The organism is Cellulosimicrobium sp. NPDC030954 (assembly GCF_055571305.1).
The window spans coordinates 357118-376079 of sequence record NZ_JBVIFN010000002.1 but is presented as its reverse complement, the minus strand read 5'-3'; the positions used below and the strand labels follow the sequence as shown (position 1 = coordinate 376079).

Genomic DNA, 18962 nt, shown 5'->3' with positions numbered 1-18962 from the left:
AGCCTAGCCGTGACGCACCCCACGCCGTCGTCCCTGGTCACCCGCCGCGACGACGCGGCGTCCGCTCGTAGAGTGGCCGCGTGCTCGTGCTGCTCCCCCCGTCCGAGGGCAAGACCCCCGCGCCCGACGGCGCCGCGCCGGTCGACCTCGCTGCGCTCACCTCTCCCGCCCTCACTGCGCACCGCGTGCAGGTCCTCGACGCGCTCGCCGCGGCGAGCGCGCGCCCGGACGCGCACGACGTCCTCGGTACGACGCCGGGGCTCGTCGACGAGGTGCGCCGCAACACGGCCCTGCGCACCGCGCCCGCGGGGTCCGCGGCCGACATCTACACGGGCGTGCTCTACGGCGCCGCCGACCTCGCGGGCGCGCTCGCGTCGGGCGGCGAGACCGCGCGCCGGGCGCGCGAGGACGTCCGCGTCGTGTCGGCGCTGTGGGGCGCCCTCTCCCCCGCCGACCGCGTCCCCGCCTACCGGCTCTCCATGGCCGTCGACCTGCCGGGGGTCGGGAAGCTCGCGGCCGCGTGGCGACCGCACCTCGCCCCGGTGCTCGACGAGCGTGCGGCCGGGGACGTCGTCGTCGACTGCCGGTCCGCGACGTACGTGGGCGCGTGGAAGCCCGCGACGACCGGTCCGCGGTCGGCCGACTGGGTCGCCGTGCGGGTGGTGCGCGAGCACGCCGGGAAGCGCACCGTCGTCTCGCACAACGCCAAGCACACCCGCGGCGTGCTCGCCGGGCACCTGCTGCGCCGGACTGCGGCGTCGCCGTCGTCGGCCGCAGAGCTGCTCGACGCCGCGGGCGAGCTCGTCGGCACGGTGATCGGCACCGAGGTGGGCTCGGGCCTGAGCTACAGCCTCCTGGAGGCGACGCTCCACGACGCCACGACCCGCACCGGCCCGCGGACGCTCGAGCTCGTCATCGCCTGAGCGATCGACCGGGTCCCAGGCCCGCACCCGCTGCGGCCCGGCGCGGCGAGGTCCACAGTGGACGCATGGTCTACAGCGAGGACCTCGCCGAGCGGATCCGCGGCGCTCTGGGGCCGCGCGCTCCGTTCGACGAGCGGAAGATGTTCGGCGGCATCGCGTTCCTCGTCAACACGCACATGGCGCTCGGCGTGACCCGGGACGACCTCATGGTGCGGGTCGGCAAGGACGGCACGGGCGCCGCGCTCGAACGTGGCGGCACGGTCATGGAGATGGGCGGTCGCCCGATGACGGGCATGATCCTCGTCGACGGCGCACGGGTCGCCGACCCGGACGATCTCGACGCGTGGGTCGCGACGGCCGTCGAGCACGCCCTCACGGAACCCGCCAAGGCAAAAAACCCCGGAGAAGTGTGAACGCGCCGCGGCGGCGCCGGACTCCGCCGGCGAGGTAGAACCCGCCGCCTCGGGGTAGAACGCGCGGAGCTCTACCTCGCGACCGGAGGCTCTATCTCGCGGAGGACGGACGTCAGAGGTCGCTCAGGACGCCCTGGGCGGTGAGCTCGCTCGTGCCGTCGGCCCACAGGCGCAGGATGCTCACCGACGCGGGGGGCACGCGCACGCGCGACCACTGCGACGGCGGCGCGCCGAGCGCGGTGCCGATCGCGGCGCGCACCTGCACCGCGTGGCCCACGACGACCGTCGTCCGGCCCGCCGGTCCCGCACCCGGCAGGAGCGTGTCGACGAGGTCCTGGAGCCCGTGCCAGACGCGCGCGCCGACGTCGGCGTAGGACTCGCCGCCCGGGGCCGCGGTCGTGCCCGTCGTGTGCCACGCGTGCAGGCGGCCCGGCCACGCGGCGTCGATCTCCGCGGCGGTGAGCCCCTCCCACTCCCCGAAGTCGACCTCGGCGAACCGGTCGTCGGTCGTGACGTGGACGCCGAGCCGGCGGCCGACCGCGCGCGCCGTCTCCTGCGCGCGCACCATGGGCGAGGCGACGATCGCGGTCGGGCGTGGCAGGTCGGGCCAGGCCTGGCGTCCAATTCGGAACACCAGGTCGGCCGCCTGCGCGGCCTGCGTGCGCCCCCGCGCCGTCAGCGACGGGCCGGGGACCGACGACCCGCTGAACGCGCCCGCGACCGTGAGCGGCGTCTGCCCGTGCCGCACCAGCACGACGGTAAGGGCGGGCGCGTCGTCGAACCGGACCGCGGCGCCGGACGGGCGGGCGGGGGTGTCGAACGCGGCCGACTCCCCCGGGACCTCGGCGGGCGCGCCGGCGGCGGCGGGTTCGGGCTCGTCGTCGCCGCCACCCGGCGCGGCGGCGGGCGGGTAGTCGCGCGCGACCGTCCCCGCCGTGTCCATCGCCTCGTTCGCGAGGGCGTCCGCCGCGGAGTTCTGCGCGCGTGGCACCCACTCGTACGCGACCTGGCCCGCCGGCAGCACCGCGGCGGCCTCGGCGGCGAGGCGGCGCATGTCGTCGTGCTTGATCTGCCACCGCCCGGACATCTGCTCGACGACGAGCCGCGAGTCCATCCGCACGGTCACCCGCGCGTCCGGGTCGATCTCCGCGGCGGCGCGCAGCCCCGCGACGAGGCCGGAGTACTCGGCGACGTTGTTCGTCGTCGTCCCGAGGAACGCGGCGCGCTCGGCGAGGACCTGCCCGCTCGCGCCGTCGCGCACGAGCGCGCCGAAGCCCGCCGGGCCCGGGTTGCCCCGGGACCCGCCGTCGGCCTCGACGACGAGGTGCCGCCGACCGTCCGCGCTCACGCGCCGGCGCCCTCCGGCCGCACCACGATGTGGCCGTAGTCCTCGAGCCGCACGACCTGGTCGGGCGCGGCGGACGTGATCGCTGCGAGCTCGGCCGGGCTCAGGGACACGTTCAGCCCGTCGACGTGCTGGCCGCGCAGCGCGACGACGCCCCGGCCGCCGTTCTGGTCGCGCACGCGCTCGTACAGGGCGAGGAGCCCGGCGTCGAGGCCCGCGACGGCGTCGGTCCGTTTGCCCGCGACCTGGCCGGCCTCGGCGTCGAGCTCGGCGAAGCGCGCGTCGCGCACGGCCACGACCTCGGCCTTCGCGGCCTCGAGCTCGGCGTTCGCGGACTCGAGCCTGGCGAGCGCCTCCTCGTGCGCCTCGAGCCGCTCCATGACGTCGAGCTCGACCTCCTCCAGCACGCCCTGGCGGCGCGCGAGGGACTCGAGCTCGGCGACGAGCGCCTGCGCGTCCTTGGCCCCGACCTGCCCCGAGTCGAGCCGCGACTGGTCGCGCGCCGCGCGGGTGCGCACCTGCTCGACGTCGGTCTCGGCCTTGGTGAGCTCGCGCTTGAGGTCGCTCACCGCCGTGCGGGACTCGACGAGCTTGCCCCGCAGGTCCGCCATCTGGGCGTCGAGCTCGGCGATGCGCGCGTGCTCGGGCAGGTTCTTGCGCTGGTGCGCGAGCTGCTGCGCCCGCGTGTCGAGCTCCTGGACGTCGAGCAGGCGGAGCTGGTCGGCGGGCGGTGCGGTGGCCACAGGTGGTTCCTTTCGTGGGCCCCGTGCGGGGCCGGCGTGCGGGGTCGGGGCGTCAGGCGTGCGGGGCGTCGGGATCGGCGGGCAGGTCGGCCGGCACGGACGCGACCCGTGCGGTCCACGGGTCCGTGACGAGCGTGCTCACGCGCGTCTCGACGGCGGTCCCGGGCTGCTCGCGCGCGAGGGTGCGCGCGAGGTCCTCGGCAGCGTAGCGGAGCCACGGCCACTCGGAGGCGTAGTGCGGCACGTCCACGAGGAACGGCGTCCCCGCCTCGCCGCCGCCCTCGAGCCGCGCGCGCTCGCGCAGCTCGGAGACCGGGTGGTGGCGCAGGTCCGACGTGAGGTAGACGTCGGCGCCGCTCGCCCGGACGGCGTCGAACAGCGAGTCGCCCGACCCGCCGACCACGGCGACGGACTCCACGGGGGCGTCGAGGTCGCCCGCGACGCGCACGCCCTGGACCGTGGGCGGGAGCACCTCGGCGACGCGCTGCGCGAAGCCGCGCAGCGTCGTCGGCTCCGCGAGGCGCCCGACCCGGCCCGTCCCGGTCGACGCCGCCTCGTGCGGCGACGGCGCCGGGTGCGCGACGAGGGGAACGCGGTGCAGCAGGTCGAGGGCGTCTGCGAGCGCGTCGGCGACGCCGCGCTCCGCCGCGTCGGCGTTCGTGTGCGCGACGTACAGGCCGCAGCCGCCCCGGATGAGCCGGTGCACGAGCGAGCCCTTGAACGTCGTCGCGGCGACCGAGTGCACGGGCCGCAGGAACAGGGGGTGGTGCGTGACCAGGAGGTCCGCGCCCCAGGCGAGCGCCTCGTCCGCGACCTCCTCGACCGGGTCGACGGCGAACAGCACCCTGCGCACGGGCGCGCCCGGGTCCCCGGCCACGAGCCCGACGGCGTCCCACGCCTCGACCGTCGACGGCGGGTACAGCTCGTCCAGCGTCCGCACGACGCGACCGAGCGTCGGGTGCACGGCGGCGTCGGCCACGGGGACGGCGGACGAGGGGTCGGCGCTCGTCGTCGCGGTGCCCGTCTCGGCGCCCGTCGTCGCGGTGCCCGTCTCGGGGCTCGTCGTCTCGGTGCTCGGGTCGGGCGCGACGGTCATGGCGGCAGGCTATCCCGCGCGGGGCGCCCGGGTGCCGCCGGACGTGGTTTGATGGATTGCGCAAACCATCATCCCGCTGCACCGGAGGACCCGTGCCCCGCACACCTCGCCCCGACCGACCCGACGACGGCGCCCGCGGCGACGGCGTCCGCGGCACCGACGAGGCCGCTCCCCTCTACCGCATCAAGGCCGAGCTCTTCCGGTGCCTCGCGCACCCCACCCGCATCCAGGTGCTCGAGGTCCTGGCGGCCGACGCCGACCACACCGCACCCGTGTCCGACCTCCTGGACGTCACCGGGTGCGAGCCCTCCCAGCTCTCCCAGCACCTCGCCGTGCTGCGCCGGGCCGGGGTCGTCACCTCGACCCGCAGCGGCAACGCGGTCGAGTACCGCCTCGCCGAGCCCCTCGTCGCCGAGCTCCTCGTCGTCGCGCGCGCGTTCCTCCTTTCGAGCCTCGCGGGCGCGTCCGGCCAGCTCGAGGCCGCGCGACGGCTCCCCGCCCTGCCGGGCGCGTCGGCGCGCGCCGTGCTCGACGCGACCGCGTCGGACGCCACCACGTCGACCGTCTCCGCATGAGCCGCCTCGCCGCCGTCCGCGACCTGCTCCCGCGCCGCTCCGACTACGACCTGCGACCCCGGACCCTGCGCGCCGACCTGCTCGCCGGCGTCACCGTGGGCGTCGTCGCCCTCCCGCTCGCGCTCGCGTTCGGCGTCAGCTCCGGCGTCGGGGCGGCGGCCGGTCTCGTCACCGCCGTCATCGCCGGCGTCGTCGCCGCCGTGCTCGGCGGGTCGAACCACCAGGTCTCCGGCCCGACCGGGGCGATGGCCGTCGTGCTCGCGCCGATCGTCGTCACCCACGGGCTGGGCTCCGTCGCGCTCGTCACCGTCCTCGGCGGGCTCGTGGTCCTCGTCGCGGGGCTCGCCCGGCTCGGGCGGGTCGTCACATACATCCCCTGGCCGGTCGTCGAGGGCTTCACGCTCGGGATCGCCTGCATCATCTTCCTCCAGCAGGTCCCGGCCGCGGTCGGGGTCGACGCGGACCCCGGCCACAACACGTTCGTGACCGCCGTCGGGGCCGTGCGCACCGCCGTGACCGACGTCCCGCCCGCCCCGGTCCTGTGGACGCTCGGGTCCGTCGCGCTCGTCGCCGCGACCATGCTGCTGCTCCCCCGCGCCCACGCGGCGATCCCCGCGTCGCTCGTCGCGGTCGTGCTGGCCACCGTCCTCGTCGAGGTGCTCGGCGCGCCCGTCCCGCGCATCGGCGCCCTGCCGTCGTCCCTGCCCGCGCCCGTCCTGCCGACGTTCACCCCCGGCGCGCTGCGCGACCTCGGCGGCGCCGCCCTCGCGATCGCCGCGCTCGCGGCCATCGAGTCGCTGCTGTCCGCCCGCGTCGCCGCGTCCATGGTGCAGACCGGGTCGCCCGGGGGCTCCGTCTACCAGCCCGACCGCGAGCTCGTCGGGCAAGGCCTCGCGTCCGTGGCGAGCGGCCTCTTCGGCGGCATGCCCGCCACGGGAGCCATCGCCCGCACCGCCGTCAACGTGCGCTCCGGCGCCCGCACGCGGCTCGCCGCCGTCGTGCACGCCGTCGTGATCCTCGCCGTCATCTACCTCGCCACCGGCCCGGTCTCCCGGATCCCGCTCGCCGCGCTCGCCGGGGTGCTCATGGTGACGAGCTTCCGGATGATCGGCGCCCGCACGATCCGCTCGGTGGTCGGCGCCGGACGGTCCAGCGCGGCGACCTTCGTCGTGACCGCCGTCGTCACCGTCGCGTTCGACCTCGTGCAGGCCATCGAGATCGGCATCCTCGTCGCCGCGTTCTTCGCGCTGCGGACCGTCGCCCGCGCCTCGGCCGTGCACCGCGACCCGCTCCCCGGGCCCGCCCAGCCGGGCGACGAGCACGTCGCGCTCTTCCGTCTCGAGGGCTCCATGTTCTTCGGCGCCGCGGACCGCGTGCTCACCGAGGTGACCGACGCCTCGGCGCACGACGACGTCGCGGTCGTGGTCCTGCGGCTCTCCCAGCTCCGCATGGTCGACGCGACCGGCGCCAAGGCGCTCGGCGAGCTCGTCGAGGGGCTCGAGGCGCGCGGCGTGACCGTGCTCGTCAAGGGCGTCCAGGAACGGCACCGGTCTCTCCTCACGAACGTCGGGGCGCTCGCCGAGCTCCGCCACGAGAACCACCTCTTCGACACGCTCGACGACGCGATCGAGCACGCGCGCTCCCACGTGCGTCGCGCCGCCCGGGGCACGGACGTCCCCCAGGTGCGCGGGCTGCGCCCGTCGACCTGACCCTCGGTACGATGCGGCGGTGCAGCGCAGGGTGGGCCGTCGCGCCGGGGCCGCTGGTGCGGCCGCCGGGCTGGTCCTCCTGGTCGTGTGGCTGGTCGGTCCCGTGCTCCGGGTCGAGCTCGACGAGGCGGGCACGCCCCCGCTCCCGACGTTCCCCGACGGCGTCCAGGTCGTCGACGAGGGGATCGGCTGCGGCTCGGGCGGCTGCTGGCGCGAGCTGACGCTCTCGTGGCCCGGGCACGACCGCGACGCCGTCCGTGCGCGGGTCGGCCTGGACGAGGCGGGGCGGCGGTGCGACGCGATGTCGGTCCTCGACCGGCGGGTCCGGTGCGTGGGGGAGGTCGACGACGAGGCGTCCGGCCCCACGCTCCGCGTCGACGTCGGATGGCACCGACCGCTCGGGCTGTGAGCGGTGCGCGGGCCGTCTAGCGTGGTCGGATGCACGAGTTCGTGCGAGCCCCGTCCCGCGCGCTGCCGCCCGGCGTCGTGTCGATGGTCGGCTACCGGCTCCGGACCCCGCCCACCGAGGGCGCGCCGCCCGTCCACCGTGGCCTGCCCTCGCCGTGGCTCACGCTCGTGGTGAGCACCGCCGGGGTCGTCCCGACCTCGCCCGGGCCGGACGACGTCCCGGTGCGGTACGAGTCGCTGGTCGGCGGCCTGCACACCCGGCCGGCCCTCATCCACCAGCCGCAGGAGCAGGCGGGCGTGCAGCTCGCGCTCGACCCCCTCGCCTGCCGGGCGCTGCTGGGCGTGCGCGCGGGCGACCTCGGCCTCGTCGAGGACGGCGACGCCGTCCTCGGCCCCGCCGCCGCGCGGCTGCGCGAGCAGGCCGCCGAGGCGGGCTCGTGGCCCGCCGCGTTCGAGCCCGTCCTCGCGACCTTCGCCGGCCGCGACGGACCGCCGGGCGGCCCCGGTGCCCCACCGGTCCGCACCGAGGTGCGCGCCGAGGTCGCGGAGGCGTGGCGCCTGCTCGTCCGCAGCCGGGGTCGGGCGCGCGTCCGCGACGTCGCGCGGCACGTCGCCCTCGGCGAGCGACAGCTCGAGACGCTGTTCCGGGCCGAGCTCGGCGTCACGCCCCGGGCCGCGCGCGGTCTCGTGCGGTTCGACGCCGCACGCCGCCAGGTGCAGCGCCTCGCCCTCGGCCGGGGCGCCTGGACGCTCGCCGACGTCGCCGCGCAGACCGGGTACGCCGACCACTCCCACCTGGTGCGCGACTTCCGCCGGTTCGCCGGCACGAGCCCGACCGCCTGGGTGCGCGAAGAGCTCGGGAACATCCAAGCCGGCGGCCACACCGACGGGCCAGGGTGGGGACATGAGCATCCACGAGAGCACCCGCACGACCGCTGACACCTCCCCCACCGCCGCGGCGCCGACCCCGGTGCCCGACGCGCCGCCGCCGACGGTCTGGCCCACCCTCCAGGCGCACGACGCCCGCGACCTCGTCGCGTTCCTCACCGACGTCGTCGGGTTCGTCGCGACGGCCGTCATGGCGGGCGACGACCGCGACGTCGCCCACGCCCAGCTCGACTGGCCGCACGGCGGCGGGGTCATGCTCGGCAGCCACTCCCCCGACCGCGAGTGGTCGCGCGAGCCCGGGACCTGCGGCACGTACGTCGTCGTCCCCGACAGCGAGATCGAGGCGCTCGACGCGCGGCTCCGCGAGCGCGCGCCGGGGGCCGGAGGTCGCGTCGTCATCCCCCTCCGGGACACGGACTACGGGAGCCGAGAGCTCGTCCTCCAGGACCCCGAGGGCAACCTGTGGTCGTTCGGCACCTACCGCGGCGAGCCGCGGCGCTGACGCCGCCGGGCGACGGCACCACCGGGCGACGGGTCCGCCGCGGCCCGCCGCTCGTCCCTCACTTCGCCTCGGCGTAGTGGTCGACGACCGCGACGGTGAGCGGGAAGTCGACCGGGAACTCCCCGAAGAGGAGGCGCCCCGCCTCCGCCGCCGCCGCGCGCACCTCGTCGGCCACCGCCTCGGCGAGCTCGGCCGGCGCGTGCACGACGACCTCGTCGTGGAGGAAGAACACAAGATGCGCCCGGTCGGCGAACGGCGCGGGCGCGGCCCCCGGGGTCACGGCGAGGGGCAGCTCCCACAGCCGGCGCCGGATCGAGGCGAGCCAGCACAGCGCCCACTCGGCGGCCGTGCCCTGCACGACGAAGTTCCGGGTGAAGCGGCCCCACGCCCGGGTGTACGACCGGGCGCGGGCCTGCGCGTCCGCGCCCGTCCGGCCGCTCCCGACGTCCTCCGCGCCGTCCTCGACCGCGTACGCGCCCTCCTGGGCGGCCTGCCACGACTCGCCGGGGCGCGGCGAGCTGCGGCCCAGGAGGGTCGACACGACCTCGCCGCGCTCGCCCGCCTGCGCGGCGCGCTCCACGAGCCCGATCGCGTCGGGGAACGCCTTCGCGAGGCGCGGCAGGACGAGCGCGCTGTCGCCGGTCGTACCCCCGTACATCGCCCCGAGCATCCCGACCTTCGCGTGGTCGCGCGTCGCGACCGCCCCCGACGCGACGATGCCGGCGTACATGTCGCCCCCGCGCCCGGCCGCCGCCATGCGCTCGTCGTGCGCGAGCCCGGCCAGCACGCGCGGCTCGAGCTGCGCGGCGTCCGCGACCACGAGCTTCCAGCCCGGGTCGGCGACGACCGCGCGGCGCACCTGCTGAGGGAGCTGCAGCGCCCCGCCGCCGCTCGACGCCCACCGGCCAGTGACGACGCCGCCCACGACGTACTCGGTGCGGAACCGGCCGTCGTGGACCCACGTGGCGAGCCAGGACCAGCCGTTCGCGGTGAAGAGCCGCGAGAGCTTCTTGTACTCGAGCAGCGGCTCGACGACGGGGTGGTCGGCGCGCTCGAGCTCCCACTTGCGCAGCGACCGCACGCCGACGCCCGCGTACTGCAGGGCCTTGAGCAGGTCCGGGTGCGAGTCCGGGTTGAGGGTCGGTGGTGCGTCGAGGGCGGCGCGGATGCGCGCGACCAGGTCCTCCATGCGGGCGGGCCGCTCGCCCGGTCGCGGACGCGGGCCCAGCGCGTCCGTGAGGATCGCGTCGTGCACGTCGGCGCGCCACGGGACGCCCGCGTGGTGCATCTCCGCCGCGACGAGCGCACCCGCCGACTCGGCGGCGAGCAGCATCCGCAGGCGCCCCGGTCCGCCCGGGCCGTCGGCCCCCCCGACCGCGGCGAGCTGGTCGCGCAGCTCCGCGACCGGGTCGAGCTCGACGCGCGGCGCGTCCTGCGGCCCGAGCTCGAACAGGCCCACGGGCCGCGGCTCCGCCGTCGGCTCACGCCCCGCGGAGACCGCGGCGAGCACGTCCCACGGACCCGGTTCGCGCCGCGCGAGCGCCGAGCCCGCAGCGAGCTGCGAGCGTCGCAGCACGACGTGCGACAGGCGCAGGTCGTGCGACCGCTCCACGCGCCGGCCCTCCGCGAGGAGCCGCGGGTACCACCGGTTCGTGTCGTCCCACGTCTCGCGGACCAGGTCCGCCGGGCCGTCGACGACGTGCTCGACCCTGGCCCGGTCGAGCGGCCCGACGTGGACGGCGTACGTGCTCATGCGCGCGCCGCCCGGTCGGTCGTGCCGCCGGGAGCCGTCACGGCGCGCGCGAGGGCGCGACCGCGCGACGCGACGAGCGCCGCGCGCAGGAGCCGCGCGGCGTCGGGCTCGCCGGCGACGAGCGCCACCGCGCCGGACAGCGTCGGCGCCCCCACGTCGTCCGCGGTGCGCGCCGCGCGCGCGAGCGCGGCCTCCTGCTGGGGGCTCAGGTGCCGACGGCCGGTCGCGGCGAGCGCCACGGCGGCGTCGAGCACGGTGGCGCAGACGTCCTCGACGGGGGCCGGTGCCGTGACCTCGTGCACCTGGGTCGTGGCGCGCCCGCGCAGCGCCCGGACGCGTGCGCGCAGCCGGGTCCACGTGCTCGACCAGGCGCGGTGGTCGTAGGCGGGCGTCAGCGTCGGCACGACGAGCCCGAGCCCGCCGCCGGGACGCTCGACGAACAGGCCGACCGCCTCGACCCCGCCGGAGTCGAGGTCGTGCTCGACCGCGACGGCGACGAGGCGACGGTTCCCCGCCGCGACCCCGAGGAGGGTGTCGCAGGCCGGCTCGTCCGCGGCGTCGACGCGCACGACGGTCGGGGCGCCGTCGGCGGCCACGAGGTGCCACGTGAGCTCCTGCGCGACCTCGTCGACGCCGATACGGCCCGCGTCCCGGACCATGACGACACGCACCACGACCGGTCTCCGCCCGAACCCGACCTCGGTCCGCGCGTCGAGCGACACCGTCCGCTCCGCGACGTCCCGCAGCGCGTCGGCAGTCAGCGGCCCGAGCGGCTCGACGACAGGCTCCTCGCCCGCGCGCAGCGTCCCCGCGCGCTCGGTCGCGCCGCGCAGGGCGAACGGGCCGCGGCACAGCGACTCCACCGAGCGTCCCCACACGAGCGGGAGGTCCCAGGAGCGGCGGAACGTGGGGTCGGCACCGGGCGGCCGACCGGTGGTGACCGCCCGCGTCCTGCCCTCGACGGCGTCCCACAGGTGGACGGTCACCCCGCGCGCCCCCGAGGGGGCGACCCACCAGCGCGCGCCGAGCGGGAGGAGGTGCGGCAGGTCGGTCACGCGCTCGTCCGGAGCCGTGGCGTCCGGCGCGGGCTCGGCCCGCACGAACGCCCAGAGCTCGGCCAGGGCGAGCAGGCATTCCTCCTCGTCGACGGCGTCCCGGCGGTCCGCGAGCGCCTCGAGCCGCCCGACCGCGGACGTGACGAGCCGCTGCACCGCGGGCCGGCGCCCGAGCCGCGCGAGCACACCGGCGCCGCGCAGCTCCTCCAGGTCGTCGCGGCCGAGGTGCGAGAGCCCGACGTCGAGCACCCGCTCGACGGCGCGCGCGACCTCGTCCGCGACCGCGCGCGCATCGGGGACCCCCGCGGAGCGCGGTGTGGCGGTGGCTGTCTCCTCGGGCCACGGCCAGGCACGGCCGTGCGCGCGCCAGGCGCGGGCGAGCGCCTCGAGCCGCCACCGACGGTCGTCCGGCCGGGCCGCCGAGGACGCCTGGCCGGGGCGTTCGCGCTCCACGAGCATCCCCGCGAACCCGGCGCCCGCGACGTAGGTGACGCGCGGCGCGCCGGGCCAGGCGATCACCACGCGGGGACCGTCCACCGTCACGTCCGTGGAGCCGCCGGGCATCGGCGTGTCCGCCCGTTCCCGCAGCTCCTGGGCGACCGCGCGCACGACGGCGGCCCCGGCCGCGCGGTGCACCGCCCGCGGGTCGAGCGCGAGGACCTCGCCCAGCGGGTCGGCCCCCGACGCGGCACGAGGACCAGCGTCTGGCTGCGGTGGCGCGCCCGCCCCGGCGCGCTGCGCCGTCGGACCCGCCGAACCGGCGTCGGCTCGACCGAGACGCGCGCGGACGGCCCCGGGTTCGGTACCGGCGTAGGAGTCGGCGTCGGCGTCGGCGTCAGCGTCGGAGGGAGCGTCGGCGGTCGGTCGCGCCACCGCCGCGTCGTCACGGGCCGCGGTGACCGGCTCCAGGTGCTCGGCCGCCGCGTCGGCCACCGGCTCGGCGGCTGCGTCGCGCGCCCACAGGCACGCGGCCACGACGTGCTGGCACGCACCCGGCGTCGGGCACGCGCACCGCGCGCCCGCGGGACCGCGCGCGTCGAGCTCGACGCGCGCGCCCGCGACCGACAGCGCGGCCCCGTCCGCGCGCAGCTCGATCACCTCCACCTTGCCCGCGGCGACGTCCTTGCGGGCGCGGCGCACCAGGCCCGTGCTGGCGAGGGTCGCGAGCGCGGCGTCGTCGTACCCGGCGTACACCGTCGCCCACGGGACGGGACCGGTGGTGCCGCTCACGGGAGCACCTCGCCCAGCCACTCGGCGAACCGCTCCGGGGTGAGCGCCGCGATCTCCATGCCCTGCTCCGCGAGCCGCCGGGCGACACCGCGGTCGTACGCGGGGTTCGCCTGGCCGTCGAGCGCGGCCAGGCCGAGCAGCCGCACGCCGGACGCGTGCAGCCGCCCGACGCTCGCCACGAGCTGTGACACGGAGCCGCCCTCCTCGAAGTCGCTCACGAGCGCCACGACGGTCCGGCGCGGGTCGCGCACGTGCTGCTCCGCGTAGCGCACCGCGCGCGCGATGTCCGTGCCGCCGCCGAGCTGCGCCGTGAGGAGCACCGTCACCGGGTCGTGCGCGAGGTGCGACATGTCGACGACGGACGTGTCGAACAGCACGAGCCGCACCGTGACGCCGGGCAGGCCCGCGAGGATGCCCGCGCTCACCGCGCTGTACAGCACCGACGCGGCCATCGATCCGGACTGGTCGACGAGCAGCACCACGTCGTACGACAGTGCGCGACGGCGCCGCGCCGAGAAGCGCAGGTCCGTGACGAGCAGGCGCCGCCGCTCCGGGTCCCAGCGCCCGAGGTTCGCGCGCACGGTCGCGGCCGCGTCGAACGTGCGGCTGGAGCGCACGAACGAGCGGCGCGACCGGTCGCGCCGTCCGTCCACCGCGGTCTCGAAGCGCGGCCGCAGGCGCTGCACGACGTCCTCCACCACGCGCGCGACGAGCCGCTTCAGACCGTCCTGCACCCCGGCCCCGAGCCGGCCCCGGGCGCGCAGCAGCGCGGACGCGAGCTCCGTGCTGGGCTCCACCGCGTCGACGGCGCGCGGGTCGGCGAGCAGCTCCGTCATCCCGTACCGGCCCACGGCCTCGACCTGCATGCGCTCGAACGTCTCGCGCGGGAACAGCTCGCGCGCGGACTCGAGCCAGTCCAGCCCCGCGACGACGGAGCCCCCGCGCCCGCCCGCGCCCCGTCCGTCGCCTCGCCTGTCACCGGGTCCGTCACCGCTGCCGTGCCGGTGCCCGCGGGCCGTGTACTCGCGGTCGTACAGGTGGCCGAGCGTCCGGTCGAGGCCCTGGTCCGCCGCCGGGACGGACAATGCGTCGCCCGCGTACCGGCCCAGCACGAGCCGCCACCGGCGCGCGGCCTCGTGGTCGTCCGCGCGGCCCTCGGCGCGCCCTCCCGCCACGGGACCGGGGCCGTCCGGCGAGGTCCCGGTCGACGTCGCCCCCGGCACGTCCGCCGTGCCCGGACCCGCGGCCGTCACCGCGCACCCCCGGCGACCCACGCGCCGAGGCCGTCGCGCTCCAGGACCGCGACGAGCTCGCGCTCGACGAGCAGGCCCGCGCGCAGGTCGTCCTCCGTCACGTCGACGTGCCGGTCCAGCGCGGCGGCGCTCGTCCCGGTCCGCGCCGCGACGCGCTCCGCGAGCCGGTGCGTCTCGGTGGGCCGCAGCCAGGTGAACGCCCGGCGCAGGTCCGGCAGCACCGCCCGGAACGCGTCCTCGTCCAGGCCGCGCAGCCCTTCGTCGACCGCGTCGAACATCTCCGGGGTGTGGAGCAGGAGGTCGGGGGCGGCGCGCATCACGCCGCCGAGGAAGGCCGTCGCCGCCACCGGGTCGGCGCCGGGCGCGAGCTGCGCCCGGACGCGCGTGACGAGGCCGTCGCCGCCGGGTTCGTCGTCCAGCTCGTCGTCGACGGCGGCGAACGCCGTGAGCGCGCCGCGCACCGCCGGAGACGCGTCGTCGTCCTCCCGCACGTGCATGAGCGCCCGGGCGACGGACCCCGCGGCCGAGCCGGTGCCGTCGCGGCCGGCGGCGCGGAGGTCCCGGACCAGGGAGCGCAGCGCGACGAGGCTCGCCAGCGCGTCGTCCTGCGTCGCCTCGTCCGCGGAGGCGAGGTCCGGGACGAGGTAGGCGGCCGTGGCGAGCCCCTGCTCCGCGAGGTCGAGCAGCGCCTCGGCGTGCTCACCGAGCTCGAGCTCGATGCGCGCGCGCCACAGCCCGACGAGGCGGCGCATACCCGCGACCACCGAGGCGAGCGACGGGTCGACGTCGAGCGTCGCACGCACGAGCGCGACCAGCGGGGGCAGCCGGTCGGGCAGACCCACCACGACGCACTGCGCGACGAGTCGCGCCACCGCGTCGCTCGACCGCTCCTCGCGTGCCCGCTCGTGCGCGTCGTCGAGCAGCGCGACGGCGACGGCGTCGAGCGTCGCCCCGCGGTGCGAGAGCTCGACGAGCCGCGCCTCGACGAGGGGCGTCCACGCGTACTCCCACTCCTCGAGCACGAGGCCGAGCCCTCGTCCGGCGACGTGGTCGGGGCCGGAGACCCGGCGCGCGAACCCGAGCTCGAGGAACGCGCACAGCGCGAGGAACCGGCGCCGGTCGCGGTGCGTGGCACGACGGCGCGCGTCGAGCCGGACGGTGCGCGGCACGGAGTCGGACACGTCGAGGCGCAGCGCCCGCGCGCGTGCGCGTGCCTCCTCCACGAGGGGCGGCGACGCACCCCCGGGCGGCACGTCGCCGAGCGCGCGCCCGGCGAACACCTCCGCGACCGCGAGCCCGAGCGGCCGGTCGCCCGCCGCGTCGAGGTCGTCGGGGTCCTTGACGTAGCAGGACGTGATCGCGTCGAGCAGGTCGGTGCGGCAGGGCCACGGCCGCTCGCGCAGGGCCGCGAGCCGGTGCGCGTGCTCGACCGCGGCCTGGGACTGCGCCACGCTCACGAGCGCGCCTCGCTCGCTCGCTCCGCGCCCGACGTCGACGAGGACGCCGTTCGCCGCGCCCGCAGGACCGCCCGCGTCGTGGTGCGCGGCCCAGAGCCGGTCGTAGTACCCGGGCGTCGGCATGCCGGCGCCGTACCCGCGCAGCGCGTCGAGCCGTTCGTCGTCGTACCGCACGAGCCACGCGGGCGCGTCGGCCAGGTCGCCGTACCCGCCCGCCGGGCGGCGCGCGACGACGGCCTCGCCGTGCGCGCTCCCCGTCAGCGCCTCGACGAGGGCGAGCGTGTGGAACGCACCCGTCACGACGACGACCGGTCCGTCCGCACGCGCCGCGTGCTCGGCGACGCGCGCCGACATCCGCGCCTCCCGGTCGAGCGACCCGTCGGCCACGAGCGCCTCGACCTCGTAGTCGAGGCGGGCGAGGGCCGCCCAGGCGAACACGTCGTCGGCGAGCTCGCGCCAGTCGCGCAGGCGCGCGGTGTCGCGCGCCTCGAACAGGTGGTCCCAGAGCTCGTCGTGGTCGCGGCACCCGAGTCGCTCGGCGAGCCGCGCGACGGTGCGCGAGTGCGCGAGGTGCCGCTCCGCGAGGACGGTGCGGGCGGCCGGGCCCTCGTCGCCGTCCTCCGCCTGCCGCGAGCCCCACGGGGAGTCGACGAACGCGAGCCGCGCGTCGAGGGCGTGCCCGGCTCGGAGCGCGACCCACTCGGGCGAGTACCGCGCGAGCGGGTAGAACCCCGCGCCGCGCGTGCCGCCTCCCGCCGCGTCCGCGGGATCGCCGGCGAGGCTGAGGACGGCGACCGGCGGGACCGTCCGCTCGTCGAGCAGCGCGGGCAGGAGCCGCGTGTACTCCTCCGGCCCCTCGACGAGCACGACCGCGGGCCGGACCTCCTCGATCAGCGCGGCGACGGCGACCGCGCACGCCGGGCTGTGGTGGCGCACGCCGAACAGGTGCACGCCGTCGCGCTCGCGCAGGGTCACCAGGTCCTGCGCCGCCTGCCGCAGCCGGGGCGGCGCGGCGTCCCACGCCGCGCGCAGGCCTACCGCCACAGGTCGCCCGCCGCGGTGAGGAAGTCCTTCCACCGCGCGTCCGAGCGCGCGCGCTCGCGCACCACGTTGTCCACGTAGTGCCGCAGGCGGCGCGCGTCCTCCTCGTCGCCCTTGAGCGCGACGCCGCCCACCTGGCGCGCGACCTGGCCCGCGGTCACCGTGCCGTCGCCGAGGTACCGGGCCTCGAGCGACGCCGCGACCGCGACGTTCACGGCCTCGGCGGTCGACATCACCGTCTCGGGCCGCTTGACCGGGGCGCCGCTCGCCGTCGTGCCCGTGCGCAGGTCTTGGAAGACCGTGACGAGCACCTCGAGCACGTCGCGGTCGAGCCGCGGACGCTCCGGGGCCGGGCCGAGCTCGGCCGTCAGTCGGCTCTCGACGAGCTCCATCTCGAACGCGCGGTCCCGGATGGGCGCGACGGTCTCGAAGTTGAAGCGGCGCTTGAGCGCCGCCGACATCTCGTGGACGCCGCGGTCGCGCAGGTTCGCCGTCGCGAGGACGTTGAACCCGGGCCGCGCCGCGACGCGGGCGTCGGCGCCGAGCTCGGGGACCATGAGCTGCTTCTCGGACAGCACGGAGACGAGCGTGTCCTGGATCTCCGGGGCGCAGCGCGTGATCTCCTCGAACCGCGCGACGCGCCCGCTCTCCATCGCGCGGTAGACGGGCGACGGCACGATCGAGCGCTCGCTCGGCCCCTCCGCGATGAGGAGCGCGTAGTTCCACGAGTACCGCACGTGGTCCTCGCTCGTGCCCGCGGTGCCCTGCACCGTGAGGGTCGACGTGCCGCTCGCGGCCGCCGCGAGCAGCTCGGACAGCAGAGACTTGGCGGTGCCGGGCTCGCCGACGAGCATGAGCCCCTGGCGGCCCAGCAGCGACACGACCGCACGGTCCACGAGCGGGTCGTCGCCGAAGAACTTGCGGCTCACGCCGAGCTCGGCGTCGCCCACGACGAACGCACGCACGGCACGCGGGCTCAGGCGCCATCCGGGCGGGACGTCGGCACCGCGCCGCGCGTCCGCCGCGGCGAGCGCCGCGAGCTCGTCGGCGTACCGGACCTCTGCCGGCGGTCGCAGCTCCGCGAGCGCCGGGGGCGCCTGCTCGTCACCGGTCGTCGTGCTCGTCACCCGGGCTCCTCCTCGGTCCGGTCGCGGGCACCGTGCCCGTGGTCCTGCAGGTCAGCGTAGGAGCCGCGTCCCACACGGCCGGCGCCCGTGCGCCGGGGACGGTCGTCGACGGGTCCGGCGGGCGCGGCGGTCGTCGTGGCGCCCTGCCCGCCGGCCCACGACCCGCCCGAGGCCCGACCCGCCGGGACCACGCGGTGCGGGTCGGCCTCCGCGTTCACGACACCGCCCACGAGCACGACGATGCTCGTGAGCCAGCCCCAGAGGACCCCAGCGAGGACGAGGCCGAGCATCTGCCCGGCTGCCTGGACGACCGCCGTCGTCGCGGCCTCCGCGCCCGGTGCCGCCGGTCCCGCGAGCCGGACGTAGAGCCCGAACCCCCAGGACACGAGGAGGACGCCGCCGGTACCGACGGCCGCGCCCGGCAGGCATCGCCGCCACGACGTGTCGACGTTCGGTGCGTACCGGTAGAGCAGCGTGAGGTACGCGCCGCAGACGAGCACCACCGTCGGCCAGCGCAGCACGTCCCACGTCTGCCGGAAGGCGGCGTCGAGACCGAGCCGCTCGGCCAGGTCGGTCCCGTCCCCCAGGAGCGGGCCGACCACGACGAGCGCCACGACGGACACCGCTGTGACGATCGCGCCGAGGGCGAGCGCGACCCCCAGGACGTACTGCGCCACGACCCCGCGGCGCCGCTCGACGCCGTACGCGTCGTCCAGGGCGCGGACCGCAGCGCGGAAGACGCGGCTCGCGAGCCAGAGCGCGACGAGGAACGACCCGACGGCGAACCCGGTGCGCTGCTCGTCGAGGAGGCTGTCGACGAGCGGCGCGACGACCGAGGTCGACACGTGCTCGGCGAACACCGTGGTGAGCCCGCCGACGATCGACGAGCGGATCGAGTCGACGGTGTCGTCGCCGAGGAGCGGGCGCAGGAAGCCGAGGCTCGACCCGATCGCGGTCGTCAGCGGGATGAGAGAGATGAGGCCGTAGTACGACATCTCGGCGGCGAGGCCCGTGACGCGGACCCCGGCGACGCGGAACGCCGAGCGGGCGGCGACGTCGGCGACGCGCACGCCCCGCACGCGTGGCCCGGTGCGCGCCGCGGCGGCGAGCACGCGGTCCTGCCACGGGACCCGGCCCGCCGCGCGCCCGCGCCGCCGCACCGTCCACGGGCGGACCACCGCTCGCGCGCACCACGTCCCGGCGGCGACCACGCCGGCCGCGACGGGCACGCTCGCGAGCGCGGCGAGCGCCCGCGTCCCGCCGTCGTCCGCGGCGACGGCCACCACGACGACGACCGCCGCGACGCCCGCGAGGGCGAGCAGCGTCGACGTCGCCGTGCTCACGGCAGACCGGACTGCGGGCGACCGGCGCGCGAGCACGGCCACGAGCAGCCAGGCGAGCGTCGCGACGACGATCACGGGTCGGCGCCGCCGCTCACGGGAGC

The 18962-nt window shown here is 77.4% G+C and carries 16 protein-coding genes; 7 read left to right on the top strand and 9 right to left on the bottom strand.

Features of this window, described 5'->3' with window-relative positions:
* Positions 1-80: 80 nt before the first annotated feature.
* Together ACZ402_RS06660 and ACZ402_RS06655 are read left to right on the top strand one after the other, a co-directional pair.
* Positions 81-923 carry a YaaA family protein gene (locus tag ACZ402_RS06660; RefSeq protein WP_375824736.1) on the top strand — a complete coding sequence of 281 codons (843 nt, stop codon included), beginning with the start codon at positions 81-83 and terminating at the stop codon, positions 921-923.
* A gap of 65 nt (positions 924-988) precedes the next feature.
* Complete coding sequence (locus ACZ402_RS06655) at positions 989-1336, top strand: TfoX/Sxy family protein (protein ID WP_375824737.1); 348 nt, start codon at positions 989-991, stop codon at positions 1334-1336.
* A 112-nt stretch (positions 1337-1448) separates the two neighbouring features.
* Here the strand turns inward: ACZ402_RS06655 and ACZ402_RS06650 are convergent, their stop codons facing one another.
* Genes ACZ402_RS06650 through ACZ402_RS06640 form a run of 3 tightly spaced genes read right to left on the bottom strand, consistent with a single transcriptional unit; the run spans position 1449 to position 4520 of the window.
* Entirely contained in the window at positions 1449-2684 is a 1236-nt protein-coding gene (locus tag ACZ402_RS06650) for a bifunctional RNase H/acid phosphatase (protein ID WP_375824738.1), read from the bottom strand.
* Positions 2681-3424 (bottom strand): zinc ribbon domain-containing protein, encoded by a 744-nt coding sequence (locus ACZ402_RS06645; protein WP_375824739.1) that lies wholly within the window; start codon positions 3422-3424, stop codon positions 2681-2683. The genes ACZ402_RS06650 and ACZ402_RS06645 overlap by 4 nt, the downstream gene beginning before the upstream one ends.
* Before the next feature lie 52 nt (positions 3425-3476).
* Positions 3477-4520: a Nif3-like dinuclear metal center hexameric protein gene (locus ACZ402_RS06640; RefSeq protein ID WP_375824740.1), complete on the bottom strand. Its 1044-nt coding sequence runs from the start codon at positions 4518-4520 to the stop codon at positions 3477-3479.
* Between the two features lie 92 nt (positions 4521-4612).
* On the opposite strand from ACZ402_RS06640, the gene ACZ402_RS06635 reads away from it, so the two are divergent.
* The 5 genes from ACZ402_RS06635 to ACZ402_RS06615 are packed head-to-tail and all read left to right on the top strand — an operon-like array spanning position 4613 to position 8602.
* The gene (locus ACZ402_RS06635; protein WP_375824742.1) at positions 4613-5095 is read left to right on the top strand and encodes an ArsR/SmtB family transcription factor; all 483 of its coding nucleotides are present in this window, start codon (positions 4613-4615) and stop codon (positions 5093-5095) included.
* Complete coding sequence (locus ACZ402_RS06630) at positions 5092-6804, top strand: SulP family inorganic anion transporter (RefSeq protein WP_375824743.1); 1713 nt, start codon at positions 5092-5094, stop codon at positions 6802-6804. Before ACZ402_RS06635 ends, ACZ402_RS06630 begins: the two co-directional genes overlap by 4 nt.
* A gap of 19 nt (positions 6805-6823) precedes the next feature.
* Positions 6824-7213: a hypothetical protein gene (locus tag ACZ402_RS06625; RefSeq protein ID WP_375824744.1), complete on the top strand. Its 390-nt coding sequence runs from the start codon at positions 6824-6826 to the stop codon at positions 7211-7213.
* Positions 7214-7242: 29 nt separating this feature from the next.
* On the top strand, positions 7243-8151 hold the full coding sequence (locus ACZ402_RS06620) for a helix-turn-helix domain-containing protein (RefSeq protein ID WP_375824745.1): 909 nt from the start codon (positions 7243-7245) through the stop codon (positions 8149-8151).
* Positions 8117-8602 (top strand): VOC family protein, encoded by a 486-nt coding sequence (locus ACZ402_RS06615; protein ID WP_375824746.1) that lies wholly within the window; start codon positions 8117-8119, stop codon positions 8600-8602. Before ACZ402_RS06620 ends, ACZ402_RS06615 begins: the two co-directional genes overlap by 35 nt.
* Positions 8603-8660: 58 nt before the next feature.
* Here the strand turns inward: ACZ402_RS06615 and ACZ402_RS06610 are convergent, their stop codons facing one another.
* Genes ACZ402_RS06610 through ACZ402_RS06585 form a run of 6 tightly spaced genes read right to left on the bottom strand, consistent with a single transcriptional unit; the run spans position 8661 to position 18936 of the window.
* Positions 8661-10355: a bifunctional 3'-5' exonuclease/DNA polymerase gene (locus ACZ402_RS06610; protein WP_375824747.1), complete on the bottom strand. Its 1695-nt coding sequence runs from the start codon at positions 10353-10355 to the stop codon at positions 8661-8663.
* On the bottom strand, positions 10352-12640 hold the full coding sequence (locus ACZ402_RS06605; protein WP_375824748.1) for a hypothetical protein: 2289 nt from the start codon (positions 12638-12640) through the stop codon (positions 10352-10354). Before ACZ402_RS06605 ends, ACZ402_RS06610 begins: the two co-directional genes overlap by 4 nt.
* On the bottom strand, positions 12637-13893 hold the full coding sequence (locus ACZ402_RS06600) for a VWA domain-containing protein (RefSeq protein ID WP_375824749.1): 1257 nt from the start codon (positions 13891-13893) through the stop codon (positions 12637-12639). Before ACZ402_RS06600 ends, ACZ402_RS06605 begins: the two co-directional genes overlap by 4 nt.
* A complete protein-coding gene (locus ACZ402_RS06595; RefSeq protein ID WP_375824750.1) occupies positions 13890-16394 on the bottom strand; it encodes a DUF5682 family protein in 2505 nt (834 codons plus the stop codon). Before ACZ402_RS06595 ends, ACZ402_RS06600 begins: the two co-directional genes overlap by 4 nt.
* Positions 16385-17518, bottom strand: a complete 1134-nt coding sequence (locus ACZ402_RS06590) for an ATP-binding protein (protein ID WP_375824751.1) — start codon at positions 17516-17518, stop codon at positions 16385-16387. The genes ACZ402_RS06595 and ACZ402_RS06590 overlap by 10 nt, the downstream gene beginning before the upstream one ends.
* On the bottom strand, positions 17515-18936 hold the full coding sequence (locus ACZ402_RS06585) for a YihY/virulence factor BrkB family protein (protein WP_375824752.1): 1422 nt from the start codon (positions 18934-18936) through the stop codon (positions 17515-17517). Before ACZ402_RS06585 ends, ACZ402_RS06590 begins: the two co-directional genes overlap by 4 nt.
* Positions 18937-18962 lie beyond the last annotated feature (26 nt).